Source organism: Verrucomicrobiota bacterium (genome assembly GCA_019247695.1).
Lineage (GTDB): Bacteria > Verrucomicrobiota > Verrucomicrobiia > Chthoniobacterales > JAFAMB01 > JAFBAP01.
In genome coordinates, this window is record JAFBAP010000032.1 from 1 (window position 1) to 17,022 (window position 17,022).

Genomic DNA, 17,022 nt, shown 5'->3' on the forward strand with positions numbered 1-17,022 from the left:
GCGGCGAGGGCATGGATGGTGGGCCGGCGGAACAGTTCCAGGATGGGGATGTCGCGGTTGAGGCGCTTGGCCAGGCGCGCCTGCACCCGCACCAGCAGCAGCGACTGGCCCCCCAGGTCAAAGAAGTTGTCGTGCACCCCCACCTCAGCCACCCCCAGCACCTCGCGCCACACCGCCGCCACCTGCCGCTCCAGCCCGCCCCCGGGCGCCCGGCCCCGGGGCGCCGCCCGCCCGCGCGGCGCCGGCAGCGCCCGCCGGTCCAGCTTGCCGTTGGCCGTGCGCGGCAAGGCCGCCAGCACCTCCAGCTGCGAGGGCACCATCCAGGCCGGCAACCGTTCGCGCAGCCGCTCGCGCAGCGCCTCGGGCCGAGCCGCCCCGGCCACGTAGGCCACCAGTTGGCCCTCGCGCATGGCCACCGCCGCGGCGTTGACCCCGGGGCAGGCGCGCAGCTGCGCCTCGATTTCGCCCGGTTCGAGCCGCCGGCCGCCCAGCTTGAGCTGCTCGTCGAGCCGGCCCAAAAACTCCAGGGCGCCGTCGGCCCGGCGGCGCACCCGGTCGCCGGAGCGGTAAAAGCGCCGGCCCTGGCGCCAGACGAAGCGTTCGGCCGTCAAGTCGGGCCGGCGCAGGTAGCCGCGCGCCAGGCCGGCCCCGGCCAGCCAGAGTTCCCCGGGCACCCCGACGGGCAGCGCTTCGCCCTGCCGGCCCGCCACCACCACCTCCACGTTGGCAATCGGCTTGCCAATGGTAATGCCTTCCCCGGGGACCACAAGGGCCGCGGTCGCCACGCTGGTGGTTTCCGTCGGCCCATAGACATTCCAGAGTTTTGCCTCAGGCATCGCCGCGTGCGTACGCGCGGCGAGGGACGGCGGAAGAGATTCACCGCCGAGGATGACGGTGCTCAGGCGACCCCTCAATGAAGGCACCCGACCGGACTCCACCGCGTCCAGAATCGCCTCCCATTGACTGGGTACGCAGTTGAGCGCGATGCCGCATCGTTTGCTAAGCTCACGCGCCAGCACGACCGGATCGACGAGCGCAGAGTCCGGTGGGATCCACACCGGCCGGCCCGCGATCAACGGCGCGAACACCTGTTTGAGCGAGGCGTCGAAAGTCAGGCGGGTGATCCATGGCAAGAGTTCAGGAAATGCAGACGTAAACCAGCACAGAAAATTAAGGACCCCGCGATGTTCGGCCAGGACCGCTTTGGGTGCACCGCTCGACCCGGAGGTGTAGATGGCATAGGCGACTCGATGAGAATCACTGGTAACGCCTGGGGAAGTGGCCCGGGGTGGCGGGAACGGGTCGGCGGCGGTCAGGACGAATGCCGGGTCGGCATCTGCGAGGATCTGCTGGCGCCGCGCCTCGGGATCGTCCGGGTCCAAAGGCAGGTAGGCGGCACCCGCTTTCCAGATGCCCAGCACGGCGGCAATCAATTCAGGGCTAGGAGGAAGCGATAGCGCGACAAGCGCGTTCGGCCCAACGCCGCGGTCGATCAGGTGGTGCGCCAGACCATTGGCCATGTAGACCAAGCCCCGGTAGCTCACATCCCCTACGGCAGGCGCGTCGGGGGTACGGGCGGCCTGCGCGTCAATCAGGTCGTGCACGCAAAGCTCGGGTATCGGCGCAGCGGTGGAATTGAACCCATCCAGGCAGCGGCACTCATCCGAGGTTAGCAACGGCACGCCGCTGACCGGAGTATCCGGATCGGCAACCAGCCTTTCGAGAAGCACCTGAAAATGGCTCGCCATTCGGGTTGCCGTTGCTCGCTCGAACAAGTCACTCGCGTACTCCAACCTGCCCCCGACACCACCAGGGCCCTCCCATAACGACAGGTTAAGGTCAAATTTCGACGAATGTCCGGACGACGGCAAAGAGGTCCATGAGAAGCGCAAGGGTGGGTCGTCCGCAGGGTCGCGCCGAACAGAAGAAGTAAGGCCGTCGCCGCACGGTGCGGCTGCTTCGCCCTCAGGTGACGGCGCGGTGGCGAGTTGGAAGAAAACCTGGTAAAGGGGATTACGACTCAGGTCGCGTTCGGGCTGGAGATCTTCAACCAGCTTTTCGAAAGGCAGCTCCTGATGGGCATACGCCCGGACCGCCCGATCCCGGATCCGCGCCAGTAAGTCGCGCAAGCTTGGATCACCCCCGAGGTCGATTCGAAGGACGAGCGTGTTCACGAAAAACCCGATCAAACCTTCCAACTCGCCCCGGGTGCGTCCGGCCACCGGCGTGCCCACCGTCACATCGTCCTGCCCGCTATATCGGCTCAACAGTACCGAGAACACCGCCAGCAACGCCATAAACATCGTCGCTCCCTGCTCGTGAGCCAGGACCTGCAATTTTTGAATCAACGCCGGTTCCAACTCCATCGGCACGCTATCACCCCGGAAGCTGGGGATGATCGGCCGCGGCCGGTCAGTCGCCAGATCTAATACCTGCGCCCCTGCCAATTCCTCTCGCCAGAAGGCGAGTAGCTCTTGCAAGCGGGCACCAGCTAATTCGCGCCGTTGCCACACGGCGAAATCCGCATACTGAATCGGCAGCGGCGACAAAGCCACCGGTCTCCTCGCGTGCCCGGCCGCGTACAACGCGGATAACTCCCGCAGGAAAATCCGCATCGACCAACCGTCAGTCACGATGTGATGGATGCACACGATCAACAAACGTTGCTTAGGAATCACGCAGACCCGCAGCAAAGGACCACGTTCCAGATCGAACGACCGGCGGACGAACTCCCGCGGATCGACATCCACCTCCAAGACGACAGGGGCGCCGCCACCTACCTGCGCGAATGGCTGACCCTCTATCGCCACGAAGGTCGTGCGCAAACTCTCGTGTCGAGCTACCAACGCGTCCACTGCCCACGTCAAAGTCTCTAAATCCACTTCACCATCCAGGCGCATCGCGACATCGACGGTGTAAAGCTGACGGTCAGGCACCAGCCGGTCGAGGAACCAAAGGCGCTGCTGCGCAAATGAGGTTGGAAAAATAAAAACCTCGTCTCCTGCGCTAAACGTCGAAGGCTTGGCCACGGTTCAAGGGGGGATGTCGGAAGGCGTATGGAAGCTAAGACTTCCAAGCCGCAGATAACAAGGTAAAAAGGATTTTGCCTGTCTAATGATTCCAGCGCTTTGCTCCCCGGCGAGCCCTGCATGGGTCCCGCCCTTTCGCCTTCTGCCTGGCGAAGTACACCTCTTTCAGGCAACACCGCGCGACTTAACGCCATCGGTGTCCCAGTTAGCACAACGTTTACGGGGCGAACCAGGTCCAAGCTTTCGGGTAGATATCTTCAGGCGCACAGTGGCGGACAATCGAACCTTGCGGAAATGCCAGCGCGGCCAGGTGACCGGGCGCCGGGATCCAGTCGATGGTCCTCCAATGGTACCCGCTTTCGGGATAACGCACCTCGTCGAACCACTCTGCGCAACTCGCCTTGCAGTGGGCTACTGAAAACGAGCGCAGGGAGCCGCCAAGGCCGCAACCTTCGGCTTTGACCACCGCCTCCTTTCTCACCCAAATGCGATAAAACGTGTTAATCACCTCATCAGGCCTGGCGGCTGATAGAACGGCGCGCTCGGCGGTCGAAAATGCGATTGCTGAGACATCGTCGATTAAAACGGACCCATAAAGCTCCAGCGCCTCAAGGTCGACCCCGACCGCTTGCGCTTCAGCCCAGGCGACCAGAATACAGTCGCCGCTATGCGCAACGTTGAATTCGAAACGCTTCCGGCCCACCGGAATCGGGTTCGCAAGGTACGGCTTGCCCGTCGACGTGTGATTCAGCCGTACCCTCGCAGGCTCAACCCCCAAATGCGCTCCGCAAAGGCTGCGCACGATCGCGCGGCCAAGCACAAATCGCGTTCGGTCTGTTTCCCGGAGAAAACCTTGCGCGCGTACCTGTTCCTCGGGCGAAAGCCATTCATGCATGTAACCGAGCCGCTGCGCATACTGCTTTAGGCTGAAAGTACAGGCGTGCACGACAGACGGGTTGCGGTATCCAACTCCCAACTCAGCGAAAGCCATAACCGTAGAATCGGTCACGTCGCGGTTCTCGTCCAAATCTCGTCACGTCTATACTTCGTCGAGCGAGGGCGCCTATCATTCTCGCCCGCAAGCGATGATCTCGTTCCTATAAACCGTGATCTTGGCGTCCTGAGCAACGTAATACTTAGGGACGGCGCAAGTCCACTTTGATCGAAAGGTAGCAGACGTAGAGGATTCCATGCACGTAAAGGGGTCGGTCCAGGACACTATAGGAACGCTCTGACTGGCCTTCCAAGGTGCTACGTTTAGAAATGCCTGTCCCGAGCCGGCACCTGTAAGCGGAACTCGTCCATTGCACGTGTTCCCCACCCTTTCGGGCCGTTGCCGGTGTCTGTGAGAGCAACCAGGCTTCGCTGCATCCGGCTTCGTTTGGGCAAAAGGCCGAAGGCAGGCCGGGACGCCCCGGTTTTCCCTCGACGGATCGTGCTTGCCGCCGTGGTGCCGCCGCCCTAGCCTGCCGGGCATGCACCGATTCGTCCCCTTCCATTGGATCCACCCGGGCGATGTCCTGGAGTTTCGGAGTTTCTTTTCGGTCGTGACGCACGTCGGCGAGGATAGCGGCGGCTGCCTCTTGATCCGGGCGGTGCAGACCGATGGCCAACCGAACCAATGGAAGTACCCCCTCAAGGCGTCACCGGTCGCGTTCGCTCGGCTGGGAGAGGGTTGCACGCCGACGGCTGAAGGCTTGCGCACGTTCCTTGCTCGCCGGGAGTGACGCCGGCGGGTCGACCTCGGGATCCTCAGAACCTTGCCGGCCGCTGATTCCTGCGCCCGGGCAGTTCCGGCGGGTCCTCGCTCGCGTCGGGCAATTCGTCAACGCGCATAGAAAGCCGGCAAAATCCGGGAATTCTTGTGCGGTGGACCTGCAAAAAGACGTTCTCAAGGATACCGGGTGCACCGCGTCACTTCTTCATCGGGCTCCAGCCAGGATACGCGTAAGGAGTACCGGACCGGAAGCGAGGTGCCGGCCGGTAATCGCCTGTACCGTCTCAACAATCGCCTCATTCAAGGGCGTTGGAATTTTTAACTGCCGGCCAAGGTTCACGACGTAGCCGTTGATGAAGTCGATCTCCGTCCGGCGCCCGCGCTCAAAGTCCTGGAGCATGGACGGCTTCAAGTCACCGTAGGCTTTCAGGATCTGACCAATCCATGCATCGTGTTCGGCGCCGCGCGTGATTTGCCCATTCCACTCCGGCGGCACTGGGTCGACGATCATGGGCTCCGGCCGAGCGCCGGTTGCGCGCGCCACCAGCAGCGTTTCCGCATAGGTCCGGTCAAACAGTTCGCGGCCCTCAGGCAGGTTGATGTACCGGCGCATCGTCCGGCCCGCAATCGCGCCGAGGGTGGTGACGGAACAGTTCAGGAGCAGCTTCGACCAAATGGCCCCGGGAAGGTTGGGCGTCACCCTCACTTCCACGCCTCGGCCGAGCCATCGACTAACTCGCTCGGCGCGCGCACTCTTGCGGCCGCCGAGTTCGCCGATGAGCAGGTGGCCTGCGTTGCGTTGCTCATAGACGCCCGGGGCCGGCATCGTGGCCCCCAGGTTCGATAGGCCACCCAGCACCCGCTCCACGCCGAACCGGTCTGCGAGAAGCTGAGAGACGCCGCCGTTCTGGATTGGCAGCAGCACCCCGCCTGCTCCAAGCAATCCTGCCAGCCGTGGCGCTGTATCGATCGCATCCTGAGCTTTGGTGGCAAGCACGATCAGGTCGAACGAGCTACCGGCAAGGTAGTTGTCAAGGGCTGCAATGTCCGGCACTTTAACGGTAACGTCGCCCCCGACCCCCGTCACGCGAAGGCCTGACCTTCTCAGTGCCAATGCCGACTCGGCGTTCCGAGTTGCCAGCCAAACGGAACAACCACTCGCCTGCATCCGGGCGGCAATGAGCCCGCCCAAGGCGCCGATGCCAACGATCAACGTCCTCATACACAAAAAATGCCGATGGACTCTGAATTTTGAATTTCTACGCCACGGTGCGCAGCTGGTCCTCAGCGAGCCGGCCAAGGATCCGAATGGCCTGCTCAAGTTTGGCATCGCACGGGCAAGCGCAGTTTAGCCGAATGAAATTGGAGTAGCCACCGGACGTGGAGAAGAGCGGCCCAGGTGCGATGCTGATTTTCAAGGCAGCCGCGCGCTCGAACATCTCCATTGAGTTAAAGCCCTTGGCGAGTTCGAGCCACAACACATGCCCGCCAACTGGCCGGCTTGCCCGGGTTCCCGGTGGGAAATTCCGCTGCACTGACGCGGCGATGAGCTGGATCTGCTCGGCATAGAGCCTCCTCATCCGCCGCAACTGGTGCGCGTAGCCGCCATTAGCCAAATATTCCGCGACCGTCAGCTGCGGCAATGTGGCCGTCGCCAGCGTGTTACAGAATTTGAGGTGCTTTACCCGGTCCAGGTATCGGCCCGGCGCACACCAGCCCACGCGCGCACCGGGAGCCAGGGTTTTGGAGACGGAAGAGCAAAGCAGGACGCGGCCGTGGTAATCAAAAGCTTTGCAGACCGCCGGCCGGGGTTCATTGAAACTCAGATCGCCATAGGTGTCATCCTCAATCAGCGGAATGTCGTGCCGGGCCAATAGCTCCACCAACTGACGCTTTTTTGCGTCTGGCATGGTGAACCCGAGAGGATTGTGGCAGTTTGTGACGAAGAGGCAGGCGGCAAGGCCCTGAGTTCGGGCCGCACGATCCAGCGCCTCAAGGTCGACGCCGTCGCGCGGGTCGGTGGGCAATTCCAGCGCACGCATGCCCAGCATCTGAATCGCTTGCAGGATTCCGTAGTAAGTGGGCGATTCTACGGCCACCACACCCCCGGGCCGGACGGTCGCGCGAAGACAAAGACCCAAGGCCTCCTGGCAGCCGGAAGTCGTCACCAGGTCATCGGGCGACAAAGCGCAGCCGGCGTCCATGTAACGTTTCGCAACCTGGACGCGCAGCTCGCGACAGCCTGGTGGAACATCGTAGGAGTTAAAGCCGCGGCTACTCGTCCGGGCAATAGCAGCGGAAATCCGGTTGAGCTGCTTCGTCGGGAGGCACCCCGGGCTGGGGAGCGCCTGTCCCAGCGGCATAATATCCGGCACGTTGATCATCTCGGTCATGCGCGCAACAAAGTCGCCAATGGTCGGCCGTTCCGGACGACGCGACGGAACCGAAACGCGTGGCTCAGGCAGCGGCTGGCGATTAGCGCACACGTAAAAGCCCGATTGAGGCCGCGCGACGATGCGCCCGCGATCCTCAAGCAACCGGTAGGCCCGCAGCACCGTGCCCGCGGCGATCCCCATCTGCCGGCTTAGTTTCCGGACTGACGGGACACGCTTCCCCTGCCCCAGCGTGCCGGCGTCAATCATCGCCGTGATCCGATCCGCAACCGCGTGGTACAACTTTGCATCGGGATCGGCCGTGGTCGGGGCCAAGGTGGCAGCGGCAAGAGGGCTCATACGCAACAGTTCGATTTTCTTTCAAGTGGTACAGTTTCACGATCGTTCACAACTGTATCATATCAGAATATAACGTTCTGAATCTGTTACACAACCGTAAAACCTGCGATGATTCCCCCCATGGAGGTGGCGTTGCACTTGATCAGCCTGGGATTTCTCACGATCCGCCGGCACTTGGGACGGCAACCGGCGCCGGATGCGAGACTGGATGCAATGGTAACACTACACGCCGGTGCCGCATGGTCGGCTGACGGCCGGCCAGGGATGACGCTGGGTTGTGCGAGGGGTAGGATATGGGTGACGCAGACCGGAGATGGCCGGGACATCGTTCTCGGCGCCGGAATGGCTTTTATCTCCAAACATCGTGGAAAGCTCGTGGTTACGGCGCTGGAGCCCGCGGTGATAGCGTGCCGGGACGCGAAGACGCCGTTGTAAGGACACTCGCCGAATGAACGTTCACCCAAACGCTCTAAGGTACGCCCGCCGCGCTGCGCACCTGAAAGGCAGCGCCGTTCGAGACATTCTCAAGATGACGGAGTCACCGGGAATCATTTCATTTGCGGCCGGTCTTCCTGCCGGGGATGCCTTTCCGGTCAAAGAACTGGTGGCTATCTGTCAATCGGTCCTGACGGAGGACGCGACGGCCACGTTGCAATACGGTCTCACGGAAGGTTTTTATCCGTTGAGGCAATGGGTCTGCAGTTACCTGAAAGAGACGGTGCAACTCCCATGTGAGCCGGAACGGGTCCTGATCACCACCGGTTCACAGCAGGCGTTAGACCTGGTTGCTCGTGTTTTTATCGATCCGGGCGACACGGTGATCGTTGCCGATCCCTCGTACGCGGGTGCCCTCCAGGCATTTTCCGCTTATGAACCCAGACTGATTGGCGTCCCCTCGGATGAGGAGGGCATGTGCCCGACGGCGCTGAGGCATGCGGTCGCGAACTCTCCCAGCCGGCCGAAACTTATTTACCTCGTCACTAACTTCCACAATCCGACCGGCTTGACCACCACGCTGAAACGGCGGGGCGAACTGGCAAGAATCGCGGGAGAGTCAGGCGTGCTGATCGTGGAGGATGACCCCTACGGGCGGCTTAGGTATTCCGGCCGGCATCTACCCGCCCTGGCCGCCTTGCCCGAAGCATTGCATTGGATTTACCTGGGCACGTGCAGCAAAGTCCTTGCTCCCGGACTCCGTGTCGCCTGGCTGGTTGCTTCTGACGGCGAAGTGGTCGGGAAGCTGGTCACCGCCAAACAGGCTGTCGATCTTCATACACCAGGTCTGACGCAAAGGCTGGTGGCCGCATACTGTAGCGCGCAGGAAAGGTTGGACGGCCACGTTGCGCGATTGATAAAGATATACCGCGAGCGCAGGGATACGATGGCGGCGGCGATCGCGCACCGGTTTCCGCACGGTTCTACCTGGACATTGCCCGAGGGCGGTTTGTTTCTCTGGGTGGAAGTGCCCGAGCCCTTGAACACGACCCAACTATTGCCCGCTGCATTAGAGCGGCAGGTGGCGTATGTGCCCGGCGCGGGCTTCTGGATCGGTGACGCCCGGCACCACACGCTGCGGCTTAACTTCTCTAACGCGAACTGCCAGTTAATCGAGGAGGGAATCGCCCGGCTCGGGGCACTCCTGAAAGAGAAACTCGACGGGCAACGACCAGCCAATCTCAATTTACGCTGGGGTTGAGGGCGGCGCAGGGATGAGAATGGTGCACATAAAATCGGCCGTTGCAAGATTCGTCATCGAGAAGATTCCGAGAGAGAATAAGGGGAGCGGTTTCATTGAGTGTACCGAATTTGTTAATGGTCCCCAGCGAAAGGTTGAAAGGTCCGGCAGGCGCTACCATACTCATTTTCGTGTGAGCACAGCGATTCTCCAGGCGGGTCCATTCCGGCCGCACAGGGTGAAGGATACAGCGTTACGCGAGTGTTTGCGCCACGTAGGTTTCACCGAGGAAGCGGTGGGGCAGGTGTTGGAGGACAGAACGGACCGCAACATTGACGTGCCCTGCGCTCTCCGGCGCACGGCCGAGCCTTTGCCGCTTCACGTGCTGATTCGCACCTTCATTTTAGGCTTGCCGATGAGCGAAGACGCCGTGCGCGCCGCGGTGGCGCCGGTGAGCCTCGAGTGGCTTCAGGAGGTGCGTCTGATCAGACGGGTGGGTGGCGCCGTGCGAGCGGTGGCGCGTTTGCTGCCCTGGCACGACTTGATTTTACTGGGCGATTTCCTTCCACCATACGGCCGGGCGCTGCGGCCGGATTTTGTGATGAGCGGCACCAGCAGTTCCTCCCTTTCGTTAACACGGTTAACGGTGCGCCGGCGTGTGGGCACGGCGCTCGACCTGGGCACGGGCGCGGGCACTCACGCGCTCCTGGCCGCATCCCATGCGGACCGGGTCATCGCCACCGACACCAACCTCAGGGCGCTTAATTTTGCGTGGATGAACGCGTGCCTCAACGGGATCGGCAACGTGTCTTTCAAACAGGGGAGCTTTTTTGAACCGGTCGCCGACGAACGGTTTGACCTGATCGTGTCCAATCCGCCGTTCGTGATTTCGCCCCGATCGCACCTCATGTTTCAGAATCCCGGGCTGGGCGGCGACGCGGTATCGGAGTTGGTCGTGCGGCAAGCGCCGGCACACCTCAACGAGGGCGGTTGCGCGGTCAGCCTGATCAGTTGGACGCACGAGAGCGCCGAGGACTGGGAGGCGCGTCCGTGTCGCTGGGCGGAGGGCAACGGCTGTGATTTCTGGCTTTTGCACGGGACGAGCGAAGGCCCGCTTGAGTACGCGGCGCACGCGTTGCGCCAGACGGAAGCCATCCGGAACGCGCGCTACGCCGCACAGCTTGCGGCGTGGGTCGATTATTACGGCCAACAGAACATCGGCCACCTTGCGCTCGGCGCCGCGATTCTGCGCAAACGCCGGGCGAGCCGGCACTGGGTCCGTTGTGAGGATTTGTCGGGAGTAACCCTATCCACCGAGGCCGGCGAGCAAATTCAGCGGATATTTGCGGCAGAGGATTTTCTGGCCGGTTCAACCGGCGAAGACGAGTTGCTCGATTGCCCAGTGGTTTTGCATCCCGACCATGTACTCGAACAGCAACTTGTGGCCGGCCAAGAGGGCTGGGTTTGCCAGTCGCTGATGGTTAAGGCCGCGCATGGCTTGGAGAGGCGCATGACCATTGATGGGCGCGTACTGCAACTTTTGTCGCATTGCGATGGGAAGCGGACGGTTGGCGAGTTGATTGCGCACGTGGCGGCGGAAGCCGCGGTTGATTTCGCGACCGCGAAGGCCTCGGGTCTGCGCCTGGTGTGCCGGCTGCTTCGGGCCGGTTTGCTGACCGTCCGTCCCCCCCAGGACTCGACTTCAACGCTCGGCAGCGCCTCGCGAGACGGACGGGACGATCACGTCGTCCCAGGCGCGGGCCACGGCAGCGGTTCCGTGTCGTTGAGGCGCCCGTAGTCCACCAGCCATCCGCCATGCTCGTGAGACTCCGCGTAAATCTCCACGAATCGCTCGCCAAAGTGCACCTCCCGCCAGGTATAATGCTGCCGGCTCTGTACCGCCGCGGGCACCACCGGGTCCGTGCACACGATCGACGCAATGAACCGTGCGTGGTCGCGTTCCAACTCCCTTACCGTCACGCCGCGAAGCGGGCTGTGCTCATCAATCGGATGCCGGATAGTCAGGACCGCCGGGAACTCGATGAGACCCTCCACCTCCAGGCGCAGCTCATGGAAACGGGCGATCTCCTCGCCTTCTTCGGTTGCTTCGGTGCGGATCATCATGATCCGAAACCTGGCTTCGACCATCGGCACGTTCCGCTGGTTGGCCACTCGCAGCATCAGCATGGGGACGCCATCGAACTTCGAAATGACCAGCTTCTGTGAGAACAGCAGGCTCGCCGCCGGCCGAGCGAACCGAACGAAAATGAGCCCGGTGATGACGGCCATGCCGAACATGCCGACGAGAATCTCGCCCGTGGCGACAACGTGCCCATACAGGGACATGGGATATAGATGGCCGTAACCCACCGTGGCGAGGGTCTCGGTACTGAAGAAGAACGCATCGGAGAACGAACCTGCCTCCATGTTGGCGATCGCGCCGCTGCCCCCAATCCAGAACAACCAGGCGAAGAACAGATTGATGACCAGATAGCAACCCAGCACGAGGGCTGCGAAGCAAGGCCAACTGAAGCTGAGCAGCCGGTGGTAGATGTCGCGCCAGTCCCAGTCGCTGGCGTTGACTTTATAATATTCGACGCTGCCGGCGCGCACTGGGGTTGGGGAAAATACTTTTTTCACGCTCAGCACAATAGCGGGCCCACCAGCGCGGGTCACCATCAGTCCGACACCCGCCTACAGGTTCAAGATCATCCGGCGCTGCCGTCATACGCGGCGCAACCCCGTTCTCACACGCCTGCCCCCGGCGGGGCGTCACCCTGCGAACGAGTCGTACCGGCGCCCCAGGTCGATCACCGGCGTCATGTCCGGTAAAGGGTAGGCGGGTGCGTTGCTCACGATCGCGTCGAGTTCACGGAAATACCCTTCGAGTCCGCCGGGGCAGAACAGGATCAGAAAGTGGGCAGGGACTTCCTTCGGGATGGAAAAGTGATGCCTGATCCCCGGTGCAACCCGGACGAGTTCACCGCTGCCGAGCGTCCGCTGATGCCCATCGATATCAAAATGCAACCGCCCTGACACCACGTAAAACGTTTCGGTGGTACGGGCGTGGTAATGCGGATGCGGACCGGGAGCACCGGCGGGCGCTTGGTAATCCAACAACGACCAGGCGCCATCGGTAGCCTCGGCAGACACCAGCAACCGAATCTTGACTCCGCGTTGCTCCAGCAGGACCGGCGCGTTTGCAGGCGAAGAAAACAGGTGGGCGAGAGAGAGATCGGGGCTGGGCATAATGATTGGGATGTTTCGTACCGGGTAAGCGCTCGACAGGCCAGTAATAATCGTGTCCTGACCTGTCCCGATTTTCTGGCTCAACTCGATCCTGCGGAGCGTAAAGACTGCCGCCTTGGGGCGCCTAAAGCCGAACATCGCCCGGACGCGCTGCGTCGCGTCATTCGACGACGGGCGCCGCGACCGCTCGGAACCGAACCCGGCGCCTCAGCGAGCGACTGGAACGTCATATCCAGAAGGCGAACCAGCCCTGACCGCCCTCCGGGGTCGCTCCGGGGTCTGTCCCCGGCAAAGGGACGGAGCTGTCCAGGGGTAAAGCGCTCGACCCGGATGGGGCAGACCGGCGTCAAGAGTACCCGCCCGGGTTTTGGCTTGCTAACCGTGACGGGCGTACGTAAAGGCACTTGAATGAAGGCAGGCGTCCGAAAGGGCTTGATGAACGCGGGCTTTGCAACCCTTTTGGTAATCTGGGCGCTGAACTTCTGGGTTGAGCGCCGGGTGTTCGCGCGCTTGCAGCGTGCCCAAAAAGAGGTCAGCCATTTAGAGGATATCCGCACGGAGCTCTTAAGGCTCATCAGTACTTACACCGAGGCCGAGACCGGTCAACGCGGCTACCTTCTCACGGGCGATGACAATTATTTGGGTCCATATCTGGCGGCGCGGGCCCGTCTGAGTTCGCTTGTGACCCGCGTCGCCTCGATGCTGGGTAACGACGAGGGCCTGCAAATCCTTTTGCAGGCCGGTCAGGCAAAACTGGAGGAACTGCAGCGCACCATCGACCTGCGGAAGGCGGGCCAGACCGAAGCGGCCTTGGCCATCATGCGCACAGACCTGGGCAAATCCCTCATGGACGAGATCCGCCAAGCTGACAGCCGCCTGCAAGCTGAGCTGGATATGAAGGCGGCGCGCATCCTGCAAGGAGCCCGGCACCAGAAACGGCAGGCAGAACGGCTCACCTGGCTGACGCAAGGGCTGCTGGGCGGTTCACTCTTGAGCTTCTATTTGGTCGTGCGTTGGATCTGGCGGGAACGCGAACAAATGCTGGCCGCCGAACGCGAAGCCAAGCAGGTTACCGAACGGGCGCTGGCCACGGAACGGGCCGCCCACAGCGAAGCGGCCCGCGCGAACCGGCTCAAGGACGAATTTCTGGGCATTGTGTCTCACGAACTTCGCACACCGTTGAGCGCGATCTTGAATTGGGCGACCCTGTTGCGCGACGGGGTCGAGAAAGAGCGTGAACTTCAGGAAGGCCTGGAGACGATCGCACGCAACGCTCAAGCGCAGGCACGCCTCGTTGACGACCTGCTGGACGTAGGGCGAATCGCCTCCGGCAAAATTCGCTTGCAAATCGAAGCGGTGGACTTGCGGGAAGTGGTCGAAGCGGTAGCGGAAAGCTTGCGACCCGCGGTGCAGGCCAAAGGCATCCGGGTGAAAACGCTTTGGGGGACAGGTCCCCTGAAGGTGCTGGGTGACGCCGACCGGCTCCGGCAGGTGGTATGGAACCTGGCCAGCAACGCGATGAAGTTCACGCCACGAGGCGGCACCATCCGGCTCCGGCTTGCCCCGGTAGATTCCTGGGTAGAGCTGGGCATCGAGGACACCGGCCAAGGAATAAAGCAGGAGTTTCTGCCCCGGATTTTCGAACGCTTCTCGCAGCAGGATGGCAGCAGCACGCGCCAGAACTCCGGCCTGGGCTTGGGCCTGGCCATCACACGGCACCTGGTCGAGTTGCACGGCGGCACGATCAAGGCTGAGAGCCCGGGCGAAAATCAGGGTGCAACTTTTCGAGTGCGGTTTCCCATGGCCGCCGGCAGGGAACAGGAACATCAGTTTGCGGAGGACCGGATAGAGGTTCAACGGGGGGCTGAAGCCAAGGACGAGCGGACCGTCGAGGCGATCAGACTGCCAGGCACACGGGTATTGGCCATCGATGACCAAGTCGATGCGTGTGAGGCCTACGCACGCCTGCTGGGCCGGGCAGGTGCCGAGGTGCGCACGGCCCAGAGCGTGGCGGCGGCGCTGGACATACTGTCACACTGGACGCCACACGTGATTCTTTGCGATATCGGGATGCCCGGCCAAGACGGTTACTCTTTTATCCAAACTCTTCGGGGACGTCGGGCCGACGGAAGCCGGGATATCCCGGCGTTGGCCTTAACGGCATTTACCAGACCGGAAGACCGGCGTCAGGCGCTGGCAGCGGGATTTAATGGGTACTTAACCAAGCCGGTGAACCTACACGAACTGACTCGCAAGGTGGCTGAACTGGCGCGGGGCACAGGAGTCTGATACCATTCAGATGGTTCTCTCGGTAAAATGCCGGCTCAGGGGAGTGCCGGCGCCACCCTGAATTTTCGCGCGCCTCATCGGCCCTCAGCAGGCGAAGCCCAGAACCCTGAAACGATTACACGCCCCTTTCCTGCACTTGATACCGTTTCTGAGGGGAGCGCCGCCGCCCCACCCGACGATCTAAATAGTGAATTACGCCCGCTTGAAGGTTGGGTGCCTTGATGCCCAAATTGCGGCGGGCATCCATCTTCAGCCAAGCGACCGAGCCTTACCTTTGTTTCCACTGACTACAAGGATCCCCATGGGCGATACCGACATCCTCTCCATCCAGCTGTACACGTTGCGCTCGCTAGGCGAGCTCGACCGTGTGTTAGATGCTGTCAAGCAAGCCGGTTACAGCCACGTTGAGACGATTGGTGCTCACCTTGAGGACGCCGAGAACGTGCGCGCCAAGCTCGACGCGCGTGGCTTGAAGGTGTCCTCCAGCCACGTCAGTCTGGCCGGGCTGCGGGAACGGCTTGACCTCGTGATTCGAGCCTGCCGCACGCTGGGCTTTGAGCAGCTCTTCATGCCCGCCGTGCCGCCGGAGCAACGCGGGAGCGACGCGCCGTTCTGGCGCTCGCTGGGGCGCGAACTCGGCTTGTTGGCCGAGCGTATGCGCGATGAAGGCATCACGTTGGGCTACCATAATCATCATTGGGAACTCGCACCCAAGCAGGGAAAAAAAACCGCCCTGGAGTTGATCTTTGAGGCCGCCGGGGAGAGCCCGTTGGCGTGGCAGGTGGATATCGCCTGGCTGGTTCGCGGCGGCGCCGACCCTAAAGAATGGATGGCGCGCTACCGGGACCGGATCGTTTCCGCGCACGTCAAAGATCTTGCTCCGGCGGGGCGGAACCAAAATCAGGACGGCTGGGCCGATGTCGGCGCGGGCGTGCTGGACTGGCGCGACCTGTGGCGGGCCGCCCGTGAGGCCGGCGCGCGGTGGATGGTGGTGGAACATGACAAGCCTGCCGATCCAGCAGGGACCGCGCGCGCCAACTACGCCTTTATCAGCCAGATGGGAGCTTAGACACGCCATGGCACGACTCGAAATCGGCATCATCGGTTGCGGCAACATCAGCCATTCGTACCTGAAGGGGGCAGCACGGTCCGAGCTGGTCCGTGTAAAGGCCGTCGCTGACCTGCGCATGGAGGCGGCCCAGGCCCAGGCCGCGGAGTACGGGGTGCAGGCCCTCACGGTGGACCAGTTGCTGGCTGATCCGGACGTTCAGATCATCATCAACCTGACCATTCCCGTAGCCCACGCGCCGGTCAGCCTGCAGATCGTCGAAGCCGGCAAGCACGTTTATTCGGAGAAGCCGCTCGGCACCCGTCATGCAGAGGCAGAGGCCCTGATGCTCGCAGCGACGGCCAAGGGGGTGCGCGTGGGCTGCGCACCTGACACCTTCCTGGGGGCCGGTCATCAAGCCTGCCGCCGCGCGATTGATGCGGGGCAAATCGGCCGGCCGATTGCCGGTAGCGCTTTCTTCGCCAACCACGGCGTGGAGCACTGGCACCCCAGTCCGGAGTTCTTCTTCAAGCGCGGCGGCGGCCCGGTACTCGATATGGGCCCCTACTACGTCACGCAGTTGGTCAACCTGCTCGGCCCAGTCACGCGCGTCACGGCGCAAGCCACGATGGGCAGCGCGACTCGGACCATCAGCAGCGAGCCCCTGAAAGGGTCAATCATCCAGGTCGAGGTTCCCACCACCGTCAATGGCGTCCTGTCTTTCGCCAACGGCGCCAGCGTAGCTATCACCACTTCCTGGGACGTTTGGCGGCACCGGCGCGCGCCCTTCGAGCTCTACGGCTCGGAGGGGAGCATGTTGATACCCGACCCCAACTTTTTCGGCGGCGAGCCGATGGTCATCACCAAACGGGACGACGACTGGACGCCCCTCGACATCGCCGCGCACCCATTCGGCAAGCCCAACCGCCACACGCGGGCCGGCCTGCCCATCGCTGACTACCGTATAATCGGCGTACTCGATATGGCTGCGGCGATACGTTACAACCGCAAACATCGCGCCAGCGGTGAACTGGCGATGCACGTGCTTGAGGTATTGGAGGCCTTGGAGCGCTCATCGATCGAGGGACGCCACATCATGATCGAGACGCCTTGCGAACGGCCTGAACCGCTGCCGCTCGGCGAGGGTGAAGAGGTTTTCGAGGCTTGAGGCTGCGACTTGGCAATGGCTGAGAACAAAAATCGGAATGTTAGCACATGTCGGGGATAATCCCGGGAGTGCCCGTTGCCGTGCGTCAAGGCCCGGTACCGCCTGCAGGCTCTCG

13 protein-coding genes are annotated in these 17,022 nt (G+C 62.5%); 7 read left to right on the top strand and 6 right to left on the bottom strand.

What is annotated here, in order from left to right:
- A partial coding sequence (locus JO015_03780; GenBank protein ID MBV9998214.1) for an amino acid adenylation domain-containing protein occupies nucleotides 1-3,029 on the bottom strand: 3,029 nt, incomplete at its 3' end.
- 217 nt (nucleotides 3,030-3,246) lie between these two features.
- Nucleotides 3,247-4,020, bottom strand: coding sequence for a 4'-phosphopantetheinyl transferase superfamily protein (locus JO015_03785; protein MBV9998215.1), 774 nt, complete (start codon nucleotides 4,018-4,020; stop codon nucleotides 3,247-3,249).
- A 484-nt stretch (nucleotides 4,021-4,504) separates the two neighbouring features.
- Between JO015_03785 and JO015_03790 the strand changes: the two genes are divergently transcribed.
- Nucleotides 4,505-4,756: a hypothetical protein gene (locus JO015_03790; protein MBV9998216.1), complete on the top strand. Its 252-nt coding sequence runs from the start codon at nucleotides 4,505-4,507 to the stop codon at nucleotides 4,754-4,756.
- A 195-nt stretch (nucleotides 4,757-4,951) separates the two neighbouring features.
- Here the strand turns inward: JO015_03790 and JO015_03795 are convergent, their stop codons facing one another.
- Both JO015_03795 and JO015_03800 read right to left on the bottom strand, forming a co-directional pair.
- Nucleotides 4,952-5,968 carry a 2-dehydropantoate 2-reductase gene (locus JO015_03795; GenBank protein ID MBV9998217.1) on the bottom strand — a complete coding sequence of 339 codons (1,017 nt, stop codon included), beginning with the start codon at nucleotides 5,966-5,968 and terminating at the stop codon, nucleotides 4,952-4,954.
- 37 nt (nucleotides 5,969-6,005) lie between these two features.
- Nucleotides 6,006-7,478 (bottom strand): PLP-dependent aminotransferase family protein, encoded by a 1,473-nt coding sequence (locus JO015_03800; protein ID MBV9998218.1) that lies wholly within the window; start codon nucleotides 7,476-7,478, stop codon nucleotides 6,006-6,008.
- Between the two features lie 120 nt (nucleotides 7,479-7,598).
- Between JO015_03800 and JO015_03805 the strand changes: the two genes are divergently transcribed.
- The 3 genes from JO015_03805 (at nucleotide 7,599) to JO015_03815 (ending at nucleotide 10,951) form a co-directional block, all read left to right on the top strand.
- A complete protein-coding gene (locus JO015_03805; protein MBV9998219.1) occupies nucleotides 7,599-7,913 on the top strand; it encodes a DUF2917 domain-containing protein in 315 nt (104 codons plus the stop codon).
- Nucleotides 7,914-7,926: 13 nt separating this feature from the next.
- The gene (locus JO015_03810) at nucleotides 7,927-9,174 is read left to right on the top strand and encodes a PLP-dependent aminotransferase family protein (GenBank protein MBV9998220.1); all 1,248 of its coding nucleotides are present in this window, start codon (nucleotides 7,927-7,929) and stop codon (nucleotides 9,172-9,174) included.
- 172 nt (nucleotides 9,175-9,346) lie between these two features.
- Nucleotides 9,347-10,951 (top strand): methyltransferase, encoded by a 1,605-nt coding sequence (locus JO015_03815; GenBank protein MBV9998221.1) that lies wholly within the window; start codon nucleotides 9,347-9,349, stop codon nucleotides 10,949-10,951.
- Here the strand turns inward: JO015_03815 and JO015_03820 are convergent.
- Together JO015_03820 and JO015_03825 are read right to left on the bottom strand one after the other, a co-directional pair.
- A complete protein-coding gene (locus JO015_03820; GenBank protein MBV9998222.1) occupies nucleotides 10,894-11,793 on the bottom strand; it encodes an ATP-sensitive inward rectifier potassium channel 10 in 900 nt (299 codons plus the stop codon). The two genes, JO015_03815 and JO015_03820, sit on opposite strands and share 58 nt — an antisense overlap.
- 132 nt (nucleotides 11,794-11,925) lie before the next feature.
- Nucleotides 11,926-12,402, bottom strand: coding sequence for a cupin domain-containing protein (locus JO015_03825; GenBank protein ID MBV9998223.1), 477 nt, complete (start codon nucleotides 12,400-12,402; stop codon nucleotides 11,926-11,928).
- A 408-nt stretch (nucleotides 12,403-12,810) separates the two neighbouring features.
- Between JO015_03825 and JO015_03830 the strand changes: the two genes are divergently transcribed.
- The 3 genes from JO015_03830 (at nucleotide 12,811) to JO015_03840 (ending at nucleotide 16,907) form a co-directional block, all read left to right on the top strand.
- Nucleotides 12,811-14,691 carry a CHASE3 domain-containing protein gene (locus tag JO015_03830; protein MBV9998224.1) on the top strand — a complete coding sequence of 627 codons (1,881 nt, stop codon included), beginning with the start codon at nucleotides 12,811-12,813 and terminating at the stop codon, nucleotides 14,689-14,691.
- A 301-nt stretch (nucleotides 14,692-14,992) separates the two neighbouring features.
- On the top strand, nucleotides 14,993-15,760 hold the full coding sequence (locus tag JO015_03835) for a sugar phosphate isomerase/epimerase (protein ID MBV9998225.1): 768 nt from the start codon (nucleotides 14,993-14,995) through the stop codon (nucleotides 15,758-15,760).
- 7 nt (nucleotides 15,761-15,767) lie between these two features.
- Nucleotides 15,768-16,907 (top strand): Gfo/Idh/MocA family oxidoreductase, encoded by a 1,140-nt coding sequence (locus JO015_03840; GenBank protein ID MBV9998226.1) that lies wholly within the window; start codon nucleotides 15,768-15,770, stop codon nucleotides 16,905-16,907.
- Nucleotides 16,908-17,022: the final 115 nt, after the last annotated feature.